Here is a 17,029-nt window from a genome sequence, read left to right on the forward strand (position 1 = left end):
ACCGATTCAGGGACTTATGCGGACTTGACCGCTTCTTTGCATCGAACGACGATGTCACAATCAGTAGGTAGATTTAACTCCCGATTGCGATCGGGAAACAAGGCATTTTCCGCCATCTCGCAGGAGCAATGAATTGAGTCTGGCAACCAAGATCGGTGTTGCGTTGTTTTTGATCCTCGCAGCTGCGTTGAGCATGACAACAACACTCAATTACCTGCGATTTGAGCAAACGCTTCGGACCCTTGTTGTTCAGCAGATGAATGTTGTGCGACATGAGACCAGTCAGGATCTTTTGGCGGGTATCGACCTTGGTCTGCGATTGGAAAATGTCGAAAACCTTGACGCGATTCTTGCCCGCCGTTTGCAAATGACACCCGAGGTCACTGAAATCACCGTTCAGGATTGCCAAGGGTCTTCCATCGCAACGGTCAGGGCAACGCAACAACCAGCGCCCCAAAACAGCATTGATCACAGCCAAGCCAGCTTCGCGACCAGCGCCCAGTCATCCTGGACCAGCATTTCCGATCAAGGGGCCGTTTCCGGCACCATCATGCGCGATAGTTTGGGGCAATGCGCTGGTCAGTTGATCGTCACCACAGACAGCAGTGATTATTTCCAAAAGCTTGATCTGGCCTTTGTTGAAATGTGGAAGTCCGCCGGGTTGGGGATGCTGTTGATCATTCCCGTGACCGGGCTTCTGATCATTTTGATGCGACGTCGTCATCGAATTTTCGTCGAGCTCCATGAAGACATTGATCGCGCAATGGCGGGGGAAACCACCACGCGTCCGATCCATGACAAAGATGCCCTGACCGCAAGCGAGATCGAATTGATTTCTCTGTATCGTGAAATCCGCGACCAATTGCCAAAGGATGGGACATCTGGCCTGTCACCCGATGCGGAGAAGTCGAAATGAACAACCTCTTCGCACCAAAACACACGCGCCGCCTGATGCCCAAAGGCACGATTTGGATCCTGCTTTTGTTCAGCACCATCGCACTTTGCATTGCGCTGATCGGGATATCCTGGCGCGCAGCGGATTTGGCACGTGATGACCTTCAAGCCGAAATTCAGCAAAAAGCAGAAATTCAAGCCAAGGCATTGGCCGAGAAAGTCGAACATGCGCTGGAACTTGGTATTCCGCTTGATGGGATTGTCGGTTTTGAAGATGTTGTCGTTCAGCTTCAGGAAGGTGATCCTGATTTGCAATTCGCGGCCATCCTGAGCGGATCAGAACCGATCCATACCGGCGGCATGGCGCGCGAAACAATTACGCAGTCACTGGCTGAGGTGAATGGCCCAAAGACACTATCGACCATCATCACCCGGATTGACCTTAAAAACATTGCGGCCCCCGGTACAAAGCAATCCGATTTGGCAATCGTCATTGGTCATGACCGCGCGGCACTGATGCGTCCGGTGACGGATAACCTGTTTGATATCGCGATCATTTTCATCATCACGCTCGCACTGTCATTTGAACTTGTTCTGTTCGTGCTAACCGTGAATGTCGCGCTGCCGGTTCGGGTTGCACGACGCGTTCTGACCAATGTGCAGCAGCACAAATTCACCATCCTGCATGGCCAATCGACCCGCGATGAGATCGGAAGCTTCATGGAACACATCAATTCCGTGATCAGCAAAACTGCCGCCAAGGTTGGCATCCAGCCGCAGCAGGAACGTGAAGTAAAATTGATTGGCGTCCGCTTGCTGGCCTTCATGTTTGTTCTGGCCGAAGAACTTGCACGCCCGATCATGCCGACCTTCTTTGGTCAGATCACTGCATCTTCCGTCGATGGGCAGCTGGGTGCGGGGATTGTCATGGCCGTTCATCTTTTGATGGTCGCGATTGCCATGCCGCTTTGCAGCCTGTTTCAGGAACGCATCGGATCGCTTCGCATGTATCTGAGTGGTGCTTTTCTGGCGACGATTGGCCTGTGCGGAACCGCCTTTGCCACAGGTCTTGGCGATCTTATTCTGTGGCGTGCCCTATCGGGCATGGGATATGCGATCACCTTTGTTGCCTGTCAGTCTTATGTTTTGGATGCGACCAATGACAGCAACAGGACGCAGGGAACGGCGATGATGGTAAGCGGCATCATGCTTGCCGATATTTGCGGCCCGGCGATTGGCGGTATTTTCGCAAGCCACTTTGGCGAAGCCATCACCTTTATTGCCGGTGCTGTTGTGGCATGTGTGGCGGTCGCACTGGCCTTCTTCCTGATGGACAATATGGTGCGCGGTAAAACCCCACCACCGGTCCCGACCCGCCATGCCTTTAAGGCGATGCTGTCCAACCGGCGTTTGCAGGTCTTGATCCTGTTTGCCGCCGTTCCGGCCAAATTGATCCTGAGCGGATTTTTGTTCTATCTGACGCCATTGATACTGCTGCAGTCGGGTGCGACCACCGCTGAAACCGGGCGCGTTATCATGCTTTACGGGTTGGTCGCCCTTTTGACCGGCTGGGGAGCCGCGCGCTGGACCGACCGCAAGCAAAATGAAACCCGCGCGGTTGGCATTGGCGGTGCGCTTACAGCCATCGGCCTTCTGTTTGCTGGCTTTATGCCGCAATATGCAAGCTTCGCGGTTGCTGTCGCACTTTTGGGATTGGCACAGGCGACCTCCATCCCGGCACAGGTTTCAGCCAGCTTGAAAATTGCCGCTGACTTTACCGAAGAACATGGCACTGGTCCGGTTTTGGCTGTTCTGCGATTGGCTGAACGACTTGGCGGGGCGTTGGGCCCGCTTTTGGCAGCCAGCTTGACGCTTTCACTTGGTATGGAACAGGCGGTGCTGGTGTTTGGTGCGATTGCCGCTGTTTCGGTGATTTGCTTTGAGCTTTTGATTGGTCATGTACCCAAAGATCAGAAAGCGCAAGCCAATGGATCGGAGAGTGCGCAATGATCAGATTGCTCAGCTTCCTGTGCCTCCTTGTTACATTTGCCATAAGCAGTGCGAATGTTTCGATTGCCTACGCCCAAGAAATCAAACCGCTTAAGATCGCGATGGTCCTTTGGCGTGGTGAAACACGGGTAGAAGATGGTTTTCGCGCCTATTTCGCGGACCGCGATATTCCGGTTGATCTGCAGATATTTGATATCGGTCGCGATCTTGATCGTATCCCGGGCATCATTGCCGATATCCGCAAAGACCCGCCTGATCTGGTTTACACGTGGGGCACTGGGGTCACGTCACGTGTGGCAGGCAAACATGATCAAGTTGATCCGGCCAATAACATCACCGAGTTACCGGTCGTGTTTGTGATGGTGTCTTCGCCCTGGAAAACCGGCATTGCCGCCCCTGCCGGGCAGAGCCGCCCGAATGTGACGGGTGCGACCCATATCGCCCCGCTGCCTGCGCAAATTCAGGCCATTCGCGCCTATCGCCCGATGACAAAACTGGGCGTGGTTTATAACAGCCAGGAAGATAACTCTATCTCCAACGTCGAAGACCTTCAGGCGTTGGGGGCGGAAATGGGGTTTGAGGTCCTGACCGCCCCGCTTGGGCAGCAGGGTGATCCATTACCTGATGATATTGCCCCTGCTGTTCGTGATCTTGCCACGCGCGGGGCAGATATCCTTTACATCGGGCCGGACAATTTTATCGGGACTTACCGCGAAGAACTAACCGATGCCGGTTTTGCAAATGGGTTAGCTGCCTTTAGTGCGACGGAACTTGAAGTTCGCGACGGGCAGGCAATGTTGGGCTTGGTCAGTCGCTATGAACTTGTCGGGCGCCTTGCCGCAAGCAAGGTCGAAAGCATCCTTTTGGATGGCGTTTCCCCGTCAGACATCCCGATCGAAACGCTGGAACGATTTTCCTATCTGATCAATTTTGCCTCGGCCCGCAGGCTTGAAATGTATCCGCCCTTATCCCTGCTTGATTACGCAGAAATCATCAAATGACCGACATCACGCGCCTTGATGAAAGCCAACTTGATGCGATCATTTCGTTGCATCACGACGTGATCGCGGATGCGGACCCGACCCTTGTCGCATCTGAAACGGATGCCTTTTTCAAAGATCACTTGGCCGATTGCGGCAAGACATTCGGTATCATTCAAAACGGCAGTTTGCTGGCCTATTGCGTGCTTGGTCTGCCACGCCCGAAGGATCCGAATTTCGGAACTGATCAGGGGATCGCGGATGCGGACCTTCCATTGGTTGCACACATTGATGGCGTTGCGGTCCGTGCCGAATGCCGTGGTCATAATTTGCAGCAAATACTGACGCGCCACCGAATGAACGAAGCCATCAAGGCCGGTCGGACACTTGCCCTGACCACGGTTGCACCAGGCAATACGGCAAGCCTGATCAATATTCTGTCCTGTGGATTACTTGTCCGGGGTCTTAAGGAAAAATATGGCGGTCAGCGTTTTTTGATGCGCGCAGACTTAACAAAAACGCACTGTCGATATTCCCAGGAAGATGTCCAAGAATGGTGCTTGGCGACTGATATTGAATGCTGCCATCGTCTTTTGGATGCGGGATTGGTTGGCGCGACCTATCGCAAAGTTCCCGATCGCAACAGCGTTGAAATCGGCTGGCTTCCTGATCACTGCATATAGGTATAGGACGGTTTTGAACCGCTATTTGCCTTTGCCGGATCGTTATAGAATTCCTGCCAATCGCAGGCATGCATATCGGTTTCCCAATAACACGCAGCCCCTTTGTGGAACGGCAGGAAGTTGCCTTTGCCAAACATGTCTTTAGCGACCACGCTGCTGAATGTCGGGAATTCAGTTTTCAGCTTTTCAATACTCTCATGGATGATGCGCGCGACCCAATAAACGACATAGGGATCGGCTGCTTCATAGGCCATCAGAGACGCCTTGAAACCATAGGAATCAAGGGCCTGTTCCTGCCCGCTATAGGTCTTGGCCGGAAGAACCTGATCAAAGAAATATCGATTGGCTTTGACCAGTTCCTGCGTCAGCGGACCGCCCATGCCAATTACCTTGGCATCGCAATTCAGACTGTCTTCGATCAGACGTGCCGGATGCCCGATCCAAAGACCAAAGGCGTCAATATAGTCTTCGCAAATGCCAAGCTGGTTATAGTCCTGCGCGACATCATAGACGGTTTCCATGTCTTCAAGCTTCAAACCATACTGGCCAAGAAGCTCCATCCAAAGTTCGCGCGAAGCGGATCCTTCGGGGCCGATATTGATCCGCTTGCCTTTAAGGTCGGCGATGCTGTTGATATCGGAATCCTTGCGGACAACCAGAAGACCCATTTCATCATGCAGCGACATGACTGAACGCGCACCAATGATCGGGTTTACACCCGCCTGCGCTTCCCAGTTATTGTTCGACTGAACAATCATCAACTGGACCCGGCCTTCTTTCATCAGCTCGATATTGCTGCCCACCCCCTGGGATCGCAGCGGCACGCAATGGACCCGATGACGTTCGTAGCTTTTGCGCATCATGTCGCAGATTTTTGCCGCAACCTGAAAATAGACACCACTCGTACTGCCGCTATAGATCGCGGCGTAATAGGAACGCTCATGCTTGCCGTCCCCCATGATCTCGGTCGCGTTGCTAAAGGCAACCAGACTGTTGGGGTCTTTGGTTTTGCGGCGATATTGCGAAAGCGGGATGGCGTCGGGCTTATAGATCAGGCCATCAACCAGATCGGGGTTGTTCTTGTTGGGCTGGAGCTGATCGGCATTGTATTGGTCGACATCAAAAGTCTGTACCTGTTTGTCCAGACCAACTTCCTGATCACCGGTCGGTGCGACATTCGATGGCGCAGGAGTACCGGCCTCAGCACCAGAGGGACTGGCAGCCCCGGCCGTACTGGCGGCAGGCGCACTTGTTGATGCCTCTTGCGCATGGGCAGCAAAAGTCACCCCGCCAGCAATGCAGAGTGAGGCCATAAACCATCGAATTGGCATAACGGAGCCGCCCAAAAGCAATTTCAAGATCAACTCAACCACGAACAGTTTCAATCTTACGTTCACTGTAATGGATGTTGTCCGTCAACGTCGAGTTTCAATCGCGAGCAATCCAAAGTTTCTCAGACATTTAACCTGCTTCACATCACAGATAATGTTTGACCGGCTTTTGTGCGCCACCCATAACCACAGGTAATATTCGTTTCACCGCTCTGGAGCCCCCGGTGACCAGTTTGACCGCCTTTGTGCCAAACCGTGAAGAGATATATCAGGCAGCCCGCCTGATTGCCTCTTGGCCGGATTATCAGCAAAGCCCACTTCTGCCCTGCCCCGGCCTGGCGCAGGAATTGGGTATTGGTGCGGTATGGGTAAAGGATGAGAGCAAACGGTTTGGTCTTGGCGGGGTAAAGGCGCTGGGCGCGCCCTATGGCTTAAAGCAACAATTGCTGAAATTGGGTATCGAACCCGGATCAGCTGACTGTCAGAATTTCATCGCAGTCGCCGCAACCGACGGCAATCATGGTCTGGCAACCGCATGGGCCGCCAGCAAGTTCAATTGCAAGGCCCGCATCTATGTCGGCAGTGATGTCGATCCGGCCCGCATGCGCCGTATCCGCGACAATGGTGCGGAACTGGTCGAAATTGACGGCACCTATGATGATGCTGTGATGGCCGCCAGCAAAGCCGCCGAAGCAGATAATGTGCTTCTGATTACCGATACCGACTATGACGGGACACTTGATGTCACCCGCGACATCATGGCGGGCTATGCCATGCTGGGTCTGGAATGCGCCCAACAACTGCGCGAACAGAGTGCCGAAATCGACAGCATTTTTCTGCAATGTGGTGTCGGCGGCATGGCAGCGGGTTGCGCGGTTGGGATGTGGCATGAGACGGGCAACAAACCAACTGTTTATACGGTCGAGCCCGATACTGCTGCCTGCGTTAAAGCCAGCATTGAAAGCGGCAACCTGACAAAGGTTCCGGGCAAACTTCTGACGCGAATGGTTGGACTTTCTTGCGGCTGCCCCAGCCTAACGGCATTTGAAATTTTGCGCGATGTCAGTGCGGGCAACATCGTGATTGATGATGCCATCGCCAAACGCGTTCAAGACCGGCTTGTTGCCGGTGTCCGAAATGATCCACCACTTGATACATGGGATACCGGGATTTCAGGCATTGCCGGGCTTTGGCATGTCGCAGAAAACCAGACATTGCGCGACCGGTTTGGACTGAGCGAGCAAAGCCGCGTTCTTGTGATCAACAGCGAAGGCGCGATCCCGGAAAAATATCTTTAAATCAAATGCCAAGAAACATGGTGCACCTGCTGGACAGTTTGTCATGCCATGCTACAGTTGAAACCTGTGACGACAGGTTGGTTTTTGGGGGCTGCTAAATCAATGAAGTTGCTGGAATTGTTATCATGGGGTGATAACAAGCTTGCTACCCGACTAATCGTCGCCGGTGCGCTTTCCGGCGTGGGTAGCGCTGCACTTCTTGGCATTGTAAATACCGCCGCCGAAGAGATCGCCGATAACGGCATTGATCGCGTAAACTGGCTTCTGGCTGGTATCTTTATCGCGCTATCGATCATTTATTTTCTGGCTGAGGTCTATCTCAACAGTACCATCGCCAAACAGATCGAAGCGGGAATCGACAAGGTCCGCAAGAAGCTTCTGTCACAAATTGCCGTTGCCGACTTTGCCCAACTTGAGAGCTTTGGCCAAACACGCCTGTTTGAAACCATCACCCAAAGCACACAGATCATTTCCCAGAACTCGCATCTGATTGGCATGTCATTCAGAAGCCTTTTGCTGCTGATTGCGGTGATGGCCTATGTGTTCTGGATATCGATGTTGGCCTTTTTCATCATCGTCGCTGTCGTGGGAAGCGGTGTCGTCATTTACCTTCGGATGGGCAAGACCCTTGCCATGTGGTTTGGCAAGCTCCATCAGGTTGAAAGCATCCTGTTTGGCAAGGTTGCCGACCTGTTTGCTGGCATCAAGGAAGTCCGCATGTGGTCGCGCCGAAGCGACGCATTCAAGGTCGCCTTCATAGAAGCATCCGAAAACAAAGCCGAGATCGGCACAAACGCGCAGGCAATGATTTCGCGCCAGATGATCATGGGGATCACCGCGTTCTATATCCTGCTTGCGATCATTGTGTTCATCGTGCCGGTTTATTCTGACAGCATTGATACCGATGTTGCCAAAATCAGCACAGCAGTCCTGTTCATGATCGGTCCGATCAGTGTGATTGTGCAATCCATGTCCATCCTTGGCATGGCCGAGCAATCCGCTACGCGCATGATGGATCTTTCCAAGGATCTAGAAGCCTTCCGCGAACCGATTGCCGATGAAGGCATGACGTTTGAAGACAAGTTTGATCAGGTCACATTTGATGATGTGTCCTTTACCTATCCCAATCGTGACCCGCGTCATGGATTTGCACTGGGGCCGATCACCCTGTCGGTCAAAAGTGGCGAATTACTGTTCATCACCGGCGGCAATGGGGCGGGTAAATCCACGCTTATCAAATTGCTGACAGGTCTGTATCAGCCAACATCTGGCAGAATTCGGATCAACAATATCCAGCTAGGTCCACAAAGCCTGTCGGCTTATCGCAATCTGATCGCGACGGTGTTTTCAGATTCTCATCTGTTTGATGAGTTGTTTGGCACTGATGAAATCACTGATGAGGATGCCAAATACTGGATCGAACGGTTTGAACTGTCACATGTGACGGGCATTCGCGATGACAAATTCATCTCCATTGCCCTGTCTGCAGGCCAACGCAAACGACTGGCTCTGATCACGGCTATCCTCGAAAACCGACCGATTATTGTGCTTGATGAATGGGCTGCTGATCAGGATCCGTATTTCCGCAAAAAGTTCTATCACGAGATCCTGCCGGAGCTTAAAAAGCGGGGCACGACCATTATCGCCGTGACCCACGATGACCACTATTTCGAAGTCGCCGATCGTCGCCTTCATCTTGAAACAGGCAAGCTGACCGAACTTGCTCTTGATGACCCACGCGGGAGGCTTTGAAATGTTGTCGCTAAACATTCTGCGCACCCAAGCAAAGATCAGCCTGCGCACAGTTGTCGCCCTTTTGACCATGGCAGCGGTTTCCACCACCATGGTTCTGATCATCGTCAATATGGCATCCGAGCAAGCCCAGAATGGCGAGGTCAGCGCGCAGTTGATGGCCTTGATGGCGGTCTCACTGCTTGGCTTCATCTGGGCACAGCACAAGGCCGACACCATTGTCTCGGCCGAGGTCGAACGCATCCTGCATCAATTCCGTCTATCGCTGTTTGACAAGGTTGGCAAGGCATCGCCTGAAACGCTTGATACTGTTGGCGAAGGCCCGATCCAGGCCGCCATGACGCAGGAAATGCAGACCATTTCCAACACGCTGCCGATGTTGATGAATGGCATACAGCAGCTTGTTCTGATCTTCTTTGTCAGTTTGTATCTGGCTTATCTGTCACTGTTTGCCTTTGCGATGATTGGTGTTCTGGCTGCCCTTGCCTGCACGATCCATTTATACCGCATTAAAAAGGTCAACATCGCCATCCGCGAAGCAGCAGAAGATGAAGGCAAACTGTTTGGTGGATTGGGCGATCTTTTGCATGGCTTCAAGGAAGTGAAGATGAACAATCTTCGCCGTGATGCCCTGCTGTCGCGCCTGCATGAACGATCCGAGCGTACCCGCGACACAAAGGCCGAAATCAAACAGCAATGGAGCCGCGAAACAGCGTCGGTTCAGCTGGCATTCTACTGCATGATGGCAGCGATGGTGTTCATCGTACCGATCTTTACATCCGACTATCACGACGTTGCCGTTCAAACGACAACAGCGACATTGTTCCTGTTTGGTCCGATTGGCTCGACCATCATGACTTTGCCAAGCTTTAACGACACCGAAGCGGCTCTGGCAAAGATCACAAGCCTTAAGGAACAACTGAGCGAGGAGCTCAGCAAACAGAACGAAAAGGCCGCCGGCACCGACGGCCTTACGCAGGCTGCTGGTTCGGATAACGAAACCATCGCCCCGCTTGCCCGCATCGATGAAATCACGATGAAGGATGTGCGCTTTACTTATCCCGGTCCGACCGGCGGGTTTTCAGTTGGTCCGTTGAATGCGACCTTTAAAAAGGGTGCAATCACCTTTATCACCGGCGGCAATGGTGCCGGTAAGTCGACCATGATTTCCCTGCTTACCGGGCTTCGCGCGTTTGACAGTGGCGAGATCACTGTGAATGGTGAGGTCCTGCGCACCGAACAGCTTCAGGATTACCGGGATCAATTCGCATCGGTTCTGGCGGGATATCATCTGTTTGATGAGCTTTATGGCATTGATCCGATCGATGCTGATCGGGTGAATGAGCTTCTCAAACTGCTTGAGATTTCCGACAAAGTCATGCTCGATGGGAACAAGTTTTCGACTACGTCGCTCTCACAGGGACAGCGCAAACGCTTGGCCCTTGTCACCGCGCTTCTTGAAGACAAGCCTGTTCTGGTTCTTGATGAATGGGCTGCAGATCAGGACCCGCATTTCCGATCGGTCTTCTATGAAAAACTTCTGCCGATGCTGCGTGATCAGAGCAAAACACTTATTTGCGTGACCCATGATGATCGCTGGTTCGATATTGCTGACCGCATTTATCACGTTCGTGACGGGCAGTTTGACGAAACCAACGCCTAAGAAACGCTTCCCAAACGATCAGACACGATCGCTGTCACCGCGTCCACGTGATCGGTGATGAAGAAATGCCCGCCCGGATAGATGTGCTTGGCAAATGCCCCGCATGTGGCATCTGCCCAACCTGCAAGATGTTCTGGCACCGGGCTTGTGTCCGTGTCCCCACCAAAGACCGTGATCGGACAGGAAAGCTTTGGCAGATGGCTGGAAACAGCGGTTTCTGACAGTTTGAAATCAGCCCGAAGGGGCGCTTCGAACAATTGGCGATATTCTTCGTTTTCCAGAATCTCTTTGGGTGTGCCGCCATATTTGGCGACTTGCTGCCAGAAGGTTTCAGATGGCAAGGCATTAAGCGGCGCACGTGTGAGTTCCAGATCAGGAGATCGCCGCGCGGACAGGAACAACTGGTTCGGTCCCGTACCGCCATTGCCAACAATCTCACATGCCAGATGATGGGATATGATTGCGCCCATGGAATAACCAAAGAAGGCATAAGGCAGATCGGTCAGCGGCAGTATGGCGTCATGGATATGTGCGACCATTGCATCAATCGTATCAATGACCGGCTCGCCAAAGCGCTGTTCACGCCCTGGAAGACAGACCAAAACGATCTCGACATCATCGGGAAGTTTGTCGCGCCATAGCCGATAAAAGGACGCACCGCCACCAGCAAACGGAAAACAAAACAGGCGCATGCGGGTTGGCAATTTCCCCGGAAGCGGCACGAACCATTTGCTGTTATGAACCAAAACATCCCCCTATCAAGCCTGCTTAACAGTTAGCATCCTGACAGTTTGAATAAAGAACTATTTCAGATGGATAAGGCGGTTTGGCTTATGCCCGCAACCATCAGACATTGCTGTGGCGATAGTCCGATGGGGTTGTCCCAATCTCGGCCTTGAAGGCATTGATGAAATGCGATGCATCGCAAAAACCCGTGCTGATCGCGATTTGGGTGGTTGTTTTTTCCGTTTCCTCAAGCATTCGCTTGGCGGCATCCAACCGGATGCGAAGGGCCGCCTTTGATGGGGAAATACCGATATCGGCGGTAAAGGCGCGTTCAAGCTTGCGGCGTGTCACCCCCAAATTCTCCGCCATCTTGGCGATGGTTTCGGGTGATTCAATATTCTGGCGAATGCGCAGCAATGCCTTTTTTACCAAGGGTTCCTTGGCAATCAGATTGGTTTGATAACCGGGCTGCGGGTTTTCGCCTGTCATCGCCTCGTTGATGATCATGATGCTGAGGCTTTTGGTCGCAGCCGTGCGCCCGATATGCTTTTCAACAAGCCAAGCAGCAAGATGGGCCGCACCATGCCCGCCCGAACAAGTCAAACGATCGCGGTCGACGACAAATATCTGATCGGAAACAGGGCGAACAGATTCAAACCGTTCGACGAAATCATCATGGTGGAACCAACTGACACAGCAGCGATACCCTTCAAGAAGCCCCGCCTCATATAAAAGAAACACGCCGGTACAAAGCCCAACCAATGGCTTTTTTTGATCAGCTGCGGCTTTCAGGAACGCCATGCTTTCTGATGAAAGCCCGCTTTGTTCCTGAATTAGGCCGCCGACCAGAACGATGTAATCGTAATTCCCGGCATTGCGAAGCCGTGTATCTGGCTGAACCTTTACCCCGCAACTCGATCTCACCGGGTTCATGGTTTCGGACAAAACAGTCCATTCGCAATGGATCGGACGGGACCGATCTGCCTCGTCCGCGGCAAGGCGCAAAACATCAACAAAATTGGCAAAGGCCGACAACGTAAAATTGTCAGCCAACAGGAAGGCCACACTCAGACGTTTCTTGGTGACAGCGGTCACCGGGACGGAAATCGATTTCATGTCGAAAATATACAATGAAGTTGTCGCAATTTTCCAGTCCGCAAACCAACAAGATCGATAATGTTTCACCGCTGGTTAATCGGGGAACCGGCACATAGCGCCCCAAGGTTACAAAACCGGGCCGCTTCGAACCCATTTCACCCCGAATCAAATTGCCGATCTGACACGTGTGATGCATCCCATCCCACAGGACTGATTTCATTAAACCTGATTTGCCCCGATGGCGGCAAAGTGATGATTTTGCGAAAGGACCAGCTTGATGTCGAACTCCCTGACCAAGGCTTTGATCTCCGACACCGTAATTGCCGATGCAATTGCCCATGAGCTGGACCGACAGCAAAATCAGATCGAACTGATCGCATCGGAAAACATTGTCTCGGCGGACGTGCTGGCCGCACAAGGTTCCGTTCTGACCAACAAATATGCCGAAGGTTATCCGGGCCGTCGTTATTATGGCGGGTGTGAACATGTCGACGTGGTTGAAGAAGTCGCGATTGAACGTATCAAGGAACTGTTCGGTGCCGGTTTCGCCAATGTGCAGCCGCATTCCGGCGCACAGGCCAATCAGGCCGTATTCCTTGCCCTGCTTCAGCCGGGTGATCGCGTTATGGGCATGTCGCTTGCTCATGGTGGTCACCTGACCCATGGATCGCCAGTCACCATGTCGGGCAAATGGTTTGATGTTGTGTCTTATCAAGTTCAGGAAGACACCCATCTGATCGATATGGATGCGGTGCGCCAAGTTGCCCTTGAAACCAAGCCAAAACTGATCGTTGCCGGTGCATCGGCCTATCCGCGCCACATTGATTTCGCTGCCTTCCGCGAAATTGCTGATGAAGTCGGTGCCTATTTGATGGTGGATATGGCCCACTATGCAGGCCTTGTTGCTGCGGGCGTTTATCCGAACCCGGTGCCGCATGCCCATGTGGTGACCTCAACCACGCACAAAACCCTTCGCGGTCCGCGTGGTGGTTTCATCCTGACCAACGACGAAGCATTGGCCAAGAAGTTCAACTCTGCCGTCTTCCCGGGTAACCAGGGTGGACCGTTGATGCACGTGATCGCGGCCAAGGCCGTTGCCTTTGGCGAAGCGCTTCAGCCATCGTTTAAGGATTACGCCAAGCAGGTCATTCATAATGCACGCGCGCTTTCCGATGTTTTGATCGAAGGCGGGCTTGGCATCGTTTCGGGTGGCACGGATTGCCACATGGTTCTGGTTGACCTCCGCCCCAAAGGGGTGACTGGCAAGGCCGCCGAAGCAGCGCTTGAGCGTGCGGGCCTGACTTGCAACAAAAACGCGATCCCATTTGACCCGGAAAAGCCGTTTGTGACTTCTGGCATTCGTCTTGGCACCTCGGCTGGCACCACGCGTGGCTTTGGCGAAGCCGAATTCCGCAAGGTGGGTGAACTCGTCCTTCGTGTGATCGACGCGCTTTCTGCCAATGCCGATGGCGATACCGAGGTTGAGGCAGCGGTTCTTGCCGAAGTGCGCGCCCTTTGCGCCGCACACCCGATTTACGCGGCCTGATCATGTTTTTGTCGATTTTCGACATTTTCAAAATCGGCATCGGCCCATCGTCGTCACACACGATGGGCCCGATGCTGGCCGCGGCACGCTTTCTTGATGATCTGCGCGCGATCCATGCTGCACACCCGATTGCTGGCCTGCAGATCAAGGCAACGCTTTATGGATCGCTTGCCTTTACCGGCAAGGGGCATGCGACTGATCGGGCCGTTTTGCTTGGCCTTTGCGGTTTTAGCCCGGAAACGATTGATCCGGAAAAGGCAGCTATTGCAGAGGCCGAGGTTCATGAATGCGGGCAAATCACTTTGCCGGACCTTGGCGCCGTGCGTTTCGCCCCGGCAACCGATTTGATTTTTGATTACGGCCCACCGCTTGATGGCCATGCCAATGGCTTGATTCTGGCGGCCTTTGATCAGGATGGCGTGCCGATCCATCGCGAGACCTATTATTCCGTCGGCGGCGGCTTTGTCCTGACCGAGGAAGAGCTTCGTCGCCAGAACGATGATCAGGTATCACTTGGCGAAGAAAAACGCGCACGTGATTTCCCTTATCCGTTCGGCACCGCGCGCGAAATGCTGGAAATGGGCAAATGTGCTGGCAAGTCGATTGCACAGATGAAACGCGCGAACGAGGAAGTCATTCATGACGGCGCGCTTGATGACAAGATCGACTATATCTGGCAGGCGATGGATAATTGCATCGAACGCGGCCTGACCGATCAGGGTATTTTACCAGGCGGCTTGAACGTTCGCCGCCGCGCCAAAAGCATCCACGCGCAGCTTCTTGCCGAACGCGGCCACAACACGGTACAGCCCCATAACGTCAATGACTGGCTTAGCGTCTATGCCATGGCGGTGAATGAGGAAAATGCAGCCGGTGGACAGGTCGTGACATCCCCGACCAACGGTGCGGCAGGCGTTGTTCCGGCAGTGCTGCGCTATTACCGCGATCATTGCGCCGGGGCATCAATCGAAGGCGGGCGAGACTTCCTTTTGGTCGCTTCGGCCATCGGCGGATTGATCAAGCACAACGCATCAATTTCTGGCGCAGAAGTTGGTTGCCAGGGCGAAGTCGGCTCGGCCTCCGCTATGGCAGCAGCGGGATTGTGTGCAGCCCTTGGCGGCACCAACGAGCAGATCGAGAACGCCGCTGAAATCGCGCTTGAGCATCACCTTGGTATGACCTGCGATCCGGCTGGTGGACTTGTTCAGGTACCGTGTATTGAGCGAAATGCACTGGGTGCGATCAAGGCCGTATCTGCCGCCAGCCTTGCGCTTCGCGGTGACGGGCAGCATTTCATGCCACTTGATAATTGTGTGCGCGTCATGCTCGAAACCGGTCGCGACATGAGCCTGAAATACAAGGAAACCTCAACCGGGGGCATCGCAGTCAATTTGCCGGAATGTTGATCAAAGATCGCGTTCCGGCAGGTTTGATCCCTTAGAAGCTCATTTCGCGGATGAGGTTTGAAATCACGGATTCATAGAACCGTGTGGCAAGACTGATGGGCTGTGCGTCGATCTGCAGTGATCCACGCTGCACCTTGGAAAATTCGCTGGTCTCTGATGACAATGCTGCACCATCAATAATCGTTCCGGTGACCTTATAAACCGGATCAAGCGGGATATACTGGCCGTCCGAGTTGCGCTTTGCGGCGATCGAACCACCGTTTTCCGACGTCATCATTGGCACATCAATATAGGTGCTGTTAAACCGCTCCACTGACTTGATTTGCACATCGAATGCCGATTGCAAAAGCTGTTCGGGATAGAAACGCGCAATTGCGTCATCAGAAAGCCTTGCAACATCACGTTGCGACACATAGGCAACGATATTCCAGTTGCTGTCCTGATCTGCAACAATTCGGGCAAATGGCACCTTTGCACTGACCCAGTGACCGGGTTTGAGGCGGTCGGAAACTTCGCGGACAGTTCCGCTGATCGGGGCAGTTAGTGTCAGAAGCTTCTGATGCGCATCAAGGGCATCAATGCGCGCAGCCAAGCGCCGCATATCTTGTAAACGCGCACCATAATCATCGCGTTCTTCGGGGTTTGTTTCCGCACGGCTCAATTGGATACGGGCTTCTTCAAGCTGCAACTCGCGAATGCGATGTTCGGCGTCAAGTTCCGGTGATGCCATGACGGCAATTGGCGTCCCAACCTCTACCCGATCATATTTGCCAACTTTAAGTTCGATCACCTGGCCTGCAACAGCACTGACGACTTCGGCTTCCTGTTCGGCTTGAAGGACAGCATCGGCGGTGACCTTCCCTTGCCACGGCACAATTGCAATCAGAACCAGACCGACAAGCACCGCACCGGCAACCATTTGCGTGCGGGTGAGTTTTGCCGCGTTACGTTCTTTCCACCAGAACTGAATTTCCTTGATGATCGGGATCACGATGAACCACGCTATTTCGATGGCAAAAAGGACGATGCCAAGAACTTTGAAAAACAGATGATAAACAATGACGGCAATGCCAAGAAACAGGAAGAACCGATAAATCCAGACCGAGACTGCAAAGATCGCAAGCATCCTGCGTTTATGTGCAGGCATTGGTTCGGGTGGCGGGTTGCCAAAGGCGAATAGCCGTTCGCGAATGGCCCATTTGGCAATCGCAAAGGATCGGTTCTGCAAATTGGCAATGCCCAGAAAGTCCGATAGCAGGTAATAGCCGTCGAACCGCATGAACGGGCTTAGATTGATCAGAAGCGTTGCTATCCAACTCGTCGTTGCCATCAGGAATACCGCACTTTGCAACGGCCCGGGCGGAACGACATGCCAGAAAAAAGTCGCCAGCAATGCAATCGCCAACTCAACCCTGATGCCTGCAGCACCAATGCGCAGACGCTTTTCCCGGCTGGTCAGCCGCCAGGCATCGGATGTGTCGGTATAAAGAACCGGATACATCACAAGGAATGCAACCCCCATGGATGGCACCCGACAGCCATAGCGTGACGCGCTATAGGCGTGCCCCATTTCATGCAGGATTTTGGTCAGACTAAGCGTCACCGCCATCCAGACGACACCCTGCCAGTTGGCAAAGCCCAT

13 protein-coding genes are annotated in these 17,029 nt (G+C 53.3%); 9 read left to right on the forward strand and 4 right to left on the reverse strand.

The window, feature by feature from the left end; translation table 11 throughout:
* Positions 1–133 precede the first annotated feature (133 nt).
* Genes ACMZ66_RS20450 through ACMZ66_RS20465 form a run of 4 tightly spaced genes read left to right on the forward strand, consistent with a single transcriptional unit; the run spans position 134 to position 4,567 of the window.
* On the forward strand, positions 134–916 hold the full coding sequence (locus tag ACMZ66_RS20450; RefSeq protein WP_416940149.1) for a hypothetical protein: 783 nt from the start codon (positions 134–136) through the stop codon (positions 914–916).
* Positions 913–2,904, forward strand: coding sequence for an MFS transporter (locus tag ACMZ66_RS20455; RefSeq protein WP_416940151.1), 1,992 nt, complete (start codon positions 913–915; stop codon positions 2,902–2,904). The genes ACMZ66_RS20450 and ACMZ66_RS20455 overlap by 4 nt, the downstream gene beginning before the upstream one ends.
* A complete protein-coding gene (locus ACMZ66_RS20460; RefSeq protein ID WP_416940153.1) occupies positions 2,901–3,905 on the forward strand; it encodes an ABC transporter substrate-binding protein in 1,005 nt (334 codons plus the stop codon). The genes ACMZ66_RS20455 and ACMZ66_RS20460 overlap by 4 nt, the downstream gene beginning before the upstream one ends.
* A complete protein-coding gene (locus ACMZ66_RS20465) occupies positions 3,902–4,567 on the forward strand; it encodes a hypothetical protein (protein WP_416940154.1) in 666 nt (221 codons plus the stop codon). The genes ACMZ66_RS20460 and ACMZ66_RS20465 overlap by 4 nt, the downstream gene beginning before the upstream one ends.
* Here the strand turns inward: ACMZ66_RS20465 and ACMZ66_RS20470 are convergent.
* Positions 4,555–5,880 carry a TAXI family TRAP transporter solute-binding subunit gene (locus ACMZ66_RS20470; RefSeq protein WP_416940156.1) on the reverse strand — a complete coding sequence of 442 codons (1,326 nt, stop codon included), beginning with the start codon at positions 5,878–5,880 and terminating at the stop codon, positions 4,555–4,557. The genes ACMZ66_RS20465 and ACMZ66_RS20470 overlap by 13 nt on opposite strands.
* 242 nt (positions 5,881–6,122) lie before the next feature.
* Between ACMZ66_RS20470 and ACMZ66_RS20475 the strand changes: the two genes are divergently transcribed.
* The 3 genes from ACMZ66_RS20475 (at position 6,123) to ACMZ66_RS20485 (ending at position 10,611) form a co-directional block, all read left to right on the forward strand.
* Positions 6,123–7,196, forward strand: coding sequence for a diaminopropionate ammonia-lyase (locus tag ACMZ66_RS20475; RefSeq protein ID WP_416940158.1), 1,074 nt, complete (start codon positions 6,123–6,125; stop codon positions 7,194–7,196).
* Positions 7,197–7,298: 102 nt separating this feature from the next.
* Positions 7,299–8,948: a cyclic peptide export ABC transporter gene (locus tag ACMZ66_RS20480; protein ID WP_416940160.1), complete on the forward strand. Its 1,650-nt coding sequence runs from the start codon at positions 7,299–7,301 to the stop codon at positions 8,946–8,948.
* A gap of 1 nt (position 8,949) precedes the next feature.
* On the forward strand, positions 8,950–10,611 hold the full coding sequence (locus tag ACMZ66_RS20485) for a cyclic peptide export ABC transporter (protein WP_416940161.1): 1,662 nt from the start codon (positions 8,950–8,952) through the stop codon (positions 10,609–10,611).
* Here the strand turns inward: ACMZ66_RS20485 and ACMZ66_RS20490 are convergent.
* Both ACMZ66_RS20490 and ACMZ66_RS20495 read right to left on the reverse strand, forming a co-directional pair.
* The gene (locus ACMZ66_RS20490; protein ID WP_416940163.1) at positions 10,608–11,357 is read right to left on the reverse strand and encodes a thioesterase II family protein; all 750 of its coding nucleotides are present in this window, start codon (positions 11,355–11,357) and stop codon (positions 10,608–10,610) included. The genes ACMZ66_RS20485 and ACMZ66_RS20490 overlap by 4 nt on opposite strands.
* A 100-nt stretch (positions 11,358–11,457) precedes the next feature.
* Positions 11,458–12,453, reverse strand: a complete 996-nt coding sequence (locus tag ACMZ66_RS20495) for a GlxA family transcriptional regulator (protein WP_416940165.1) — start codon at positions 12,451–12,453, stop codon at positions 11,458–11,460.
* A 259-nt stretch (positions 12,454–12,712) separates the two neighbouring features.
* Here ACMZ66_RS20495 and glyA point away from each other — a divergent pair, with 259 nt between their 5' ends.
* Both glyA and ACMZ66_RS20505 read left to right on the forward strand, forming a co-directional pair.
* The gene (glyA, locus tag ACMZ66_RS20500; RefSeq protein WP_416940166.1) at positions 12,713–13,981 is read left to right on the forward strand and encodes a serine hydroxymethyltransferase; all 1,269 of its coding nucleotides are present in this window, start codon (positions 12,713–12,715) and stop codon (positions 13,979–13,981) included.
* Between the two features lie 2 nt (positions 13,982–13,983).
* Positions 13,984–15,387, forward strand: a complete 1,404-nt coding sequence (locus tag ACMZ66_RS20505) for an L-serine ammonia-lyase (protein WP_416940168.1) — start codon at positions 13,984–13,986, stop codon at positions 15,385–15,387.
* Positions 15,388–15,418: 31 nt separating this feature from the next.
* On the opposite strand, the gene ACMZ66_RS20510 is transcribed toward ACMZ66_RS20505, so the two are convergent.
* Positions 15,419–17,029 carry a site-2 protease family protein gene (locus ACMZ66_RS20510; RefSeq protein ID WP_416940225.1) on the reverse strand — a complete coding sequence of 537 codons (1,611 nt, stop codon included), beginning with the start codon at positions 17,027–17,029 and terminating at the stop codon, positions 15,419–15,421.

The sequence above is a fragment of the Thalassospira sp. genome (assembly GCF_048059015.1).
GTDB lineage: Bacteria > Pseudomonadota > Alphaproteobacteria > Rhodospirillales > Thalassospiraceae > Thalassospira.

Excerpts from the sequence above, each read along its gene's own strand:
- ACMZ66_RS20455 (WP_416940151.1), top strand. The coding sequence starts at position 913 with ATGAACAACCTCTTCGCACCAAAACACACGCGCCGCCTGATGCCCAAA.
- ACMZ66_RS20460 (WP_416940153.1), top strand. The coding sequence starts at position 2,901 with ATGATCAGATTGCTCAGCTTCCTGTGCCTCCTTGTTACATTTGCCATA.
- ACMZ66_RS20465 (WP_416940154.1), top strand. The coding sequence starts at position 3,902 with ATGACCGACATCACGCGCCTTGATGAAAGCCAACTTGATGCGATCATT.
- ACMZ66_RS20470 (WP_416940156.1), bottom strand. The coding sequence starts at position 5,880 with ATGGCCTCACTCTGCATTGCTGGCGGGGTGACTTTTGCTGCCCATGCG.
- ACMZ66_RS20480 (WP_416940160.1), top strand. The coding sequence starts at position 7,299 with ATGAAGTTGCTGGAATTGTTATCATGGGGTGATAACAAGCTTGCTACC.
- ACMZ66_RS20485 (WP_416940161.1), top strand. The coding sequence starts at position 8,950 with ATGTTGTCGCTAAACATTCTGCGCACCCAAGCAAAGATCAGCCTGCGC.
- ACMZ66_RS20495 (WP_416940165.1), bottom strand. The coding sequence starts at position 12,453 with ATGAAATCGATTTCCGTCCCGGTGACCGCTGTCACCAAGAAACGTCTG.
- glyA (WP_416940166.1), top strand. The coding sequence starts at position 12,713 with ATGTCGAACTCCCTGACCAAGGCTTTGATCTCCGACACCGTAATTGCC.
- ACMZ66_RS20505 (WP_416940168.1), top strand. The coding sequence starts at position 13,984 with ATGTTTTTGTCGATTTTCGACATTTTCAAAATCGGCATCGGCCCATCG.
- ACMZ66_RS20510 (WP_416940225.1), bottom strand. The coding sequence starts at position 17,029 with ATGGGCTTTGCCAACTGGCAGGGTGTCGTCTGGATGGCGGTGACGCTT.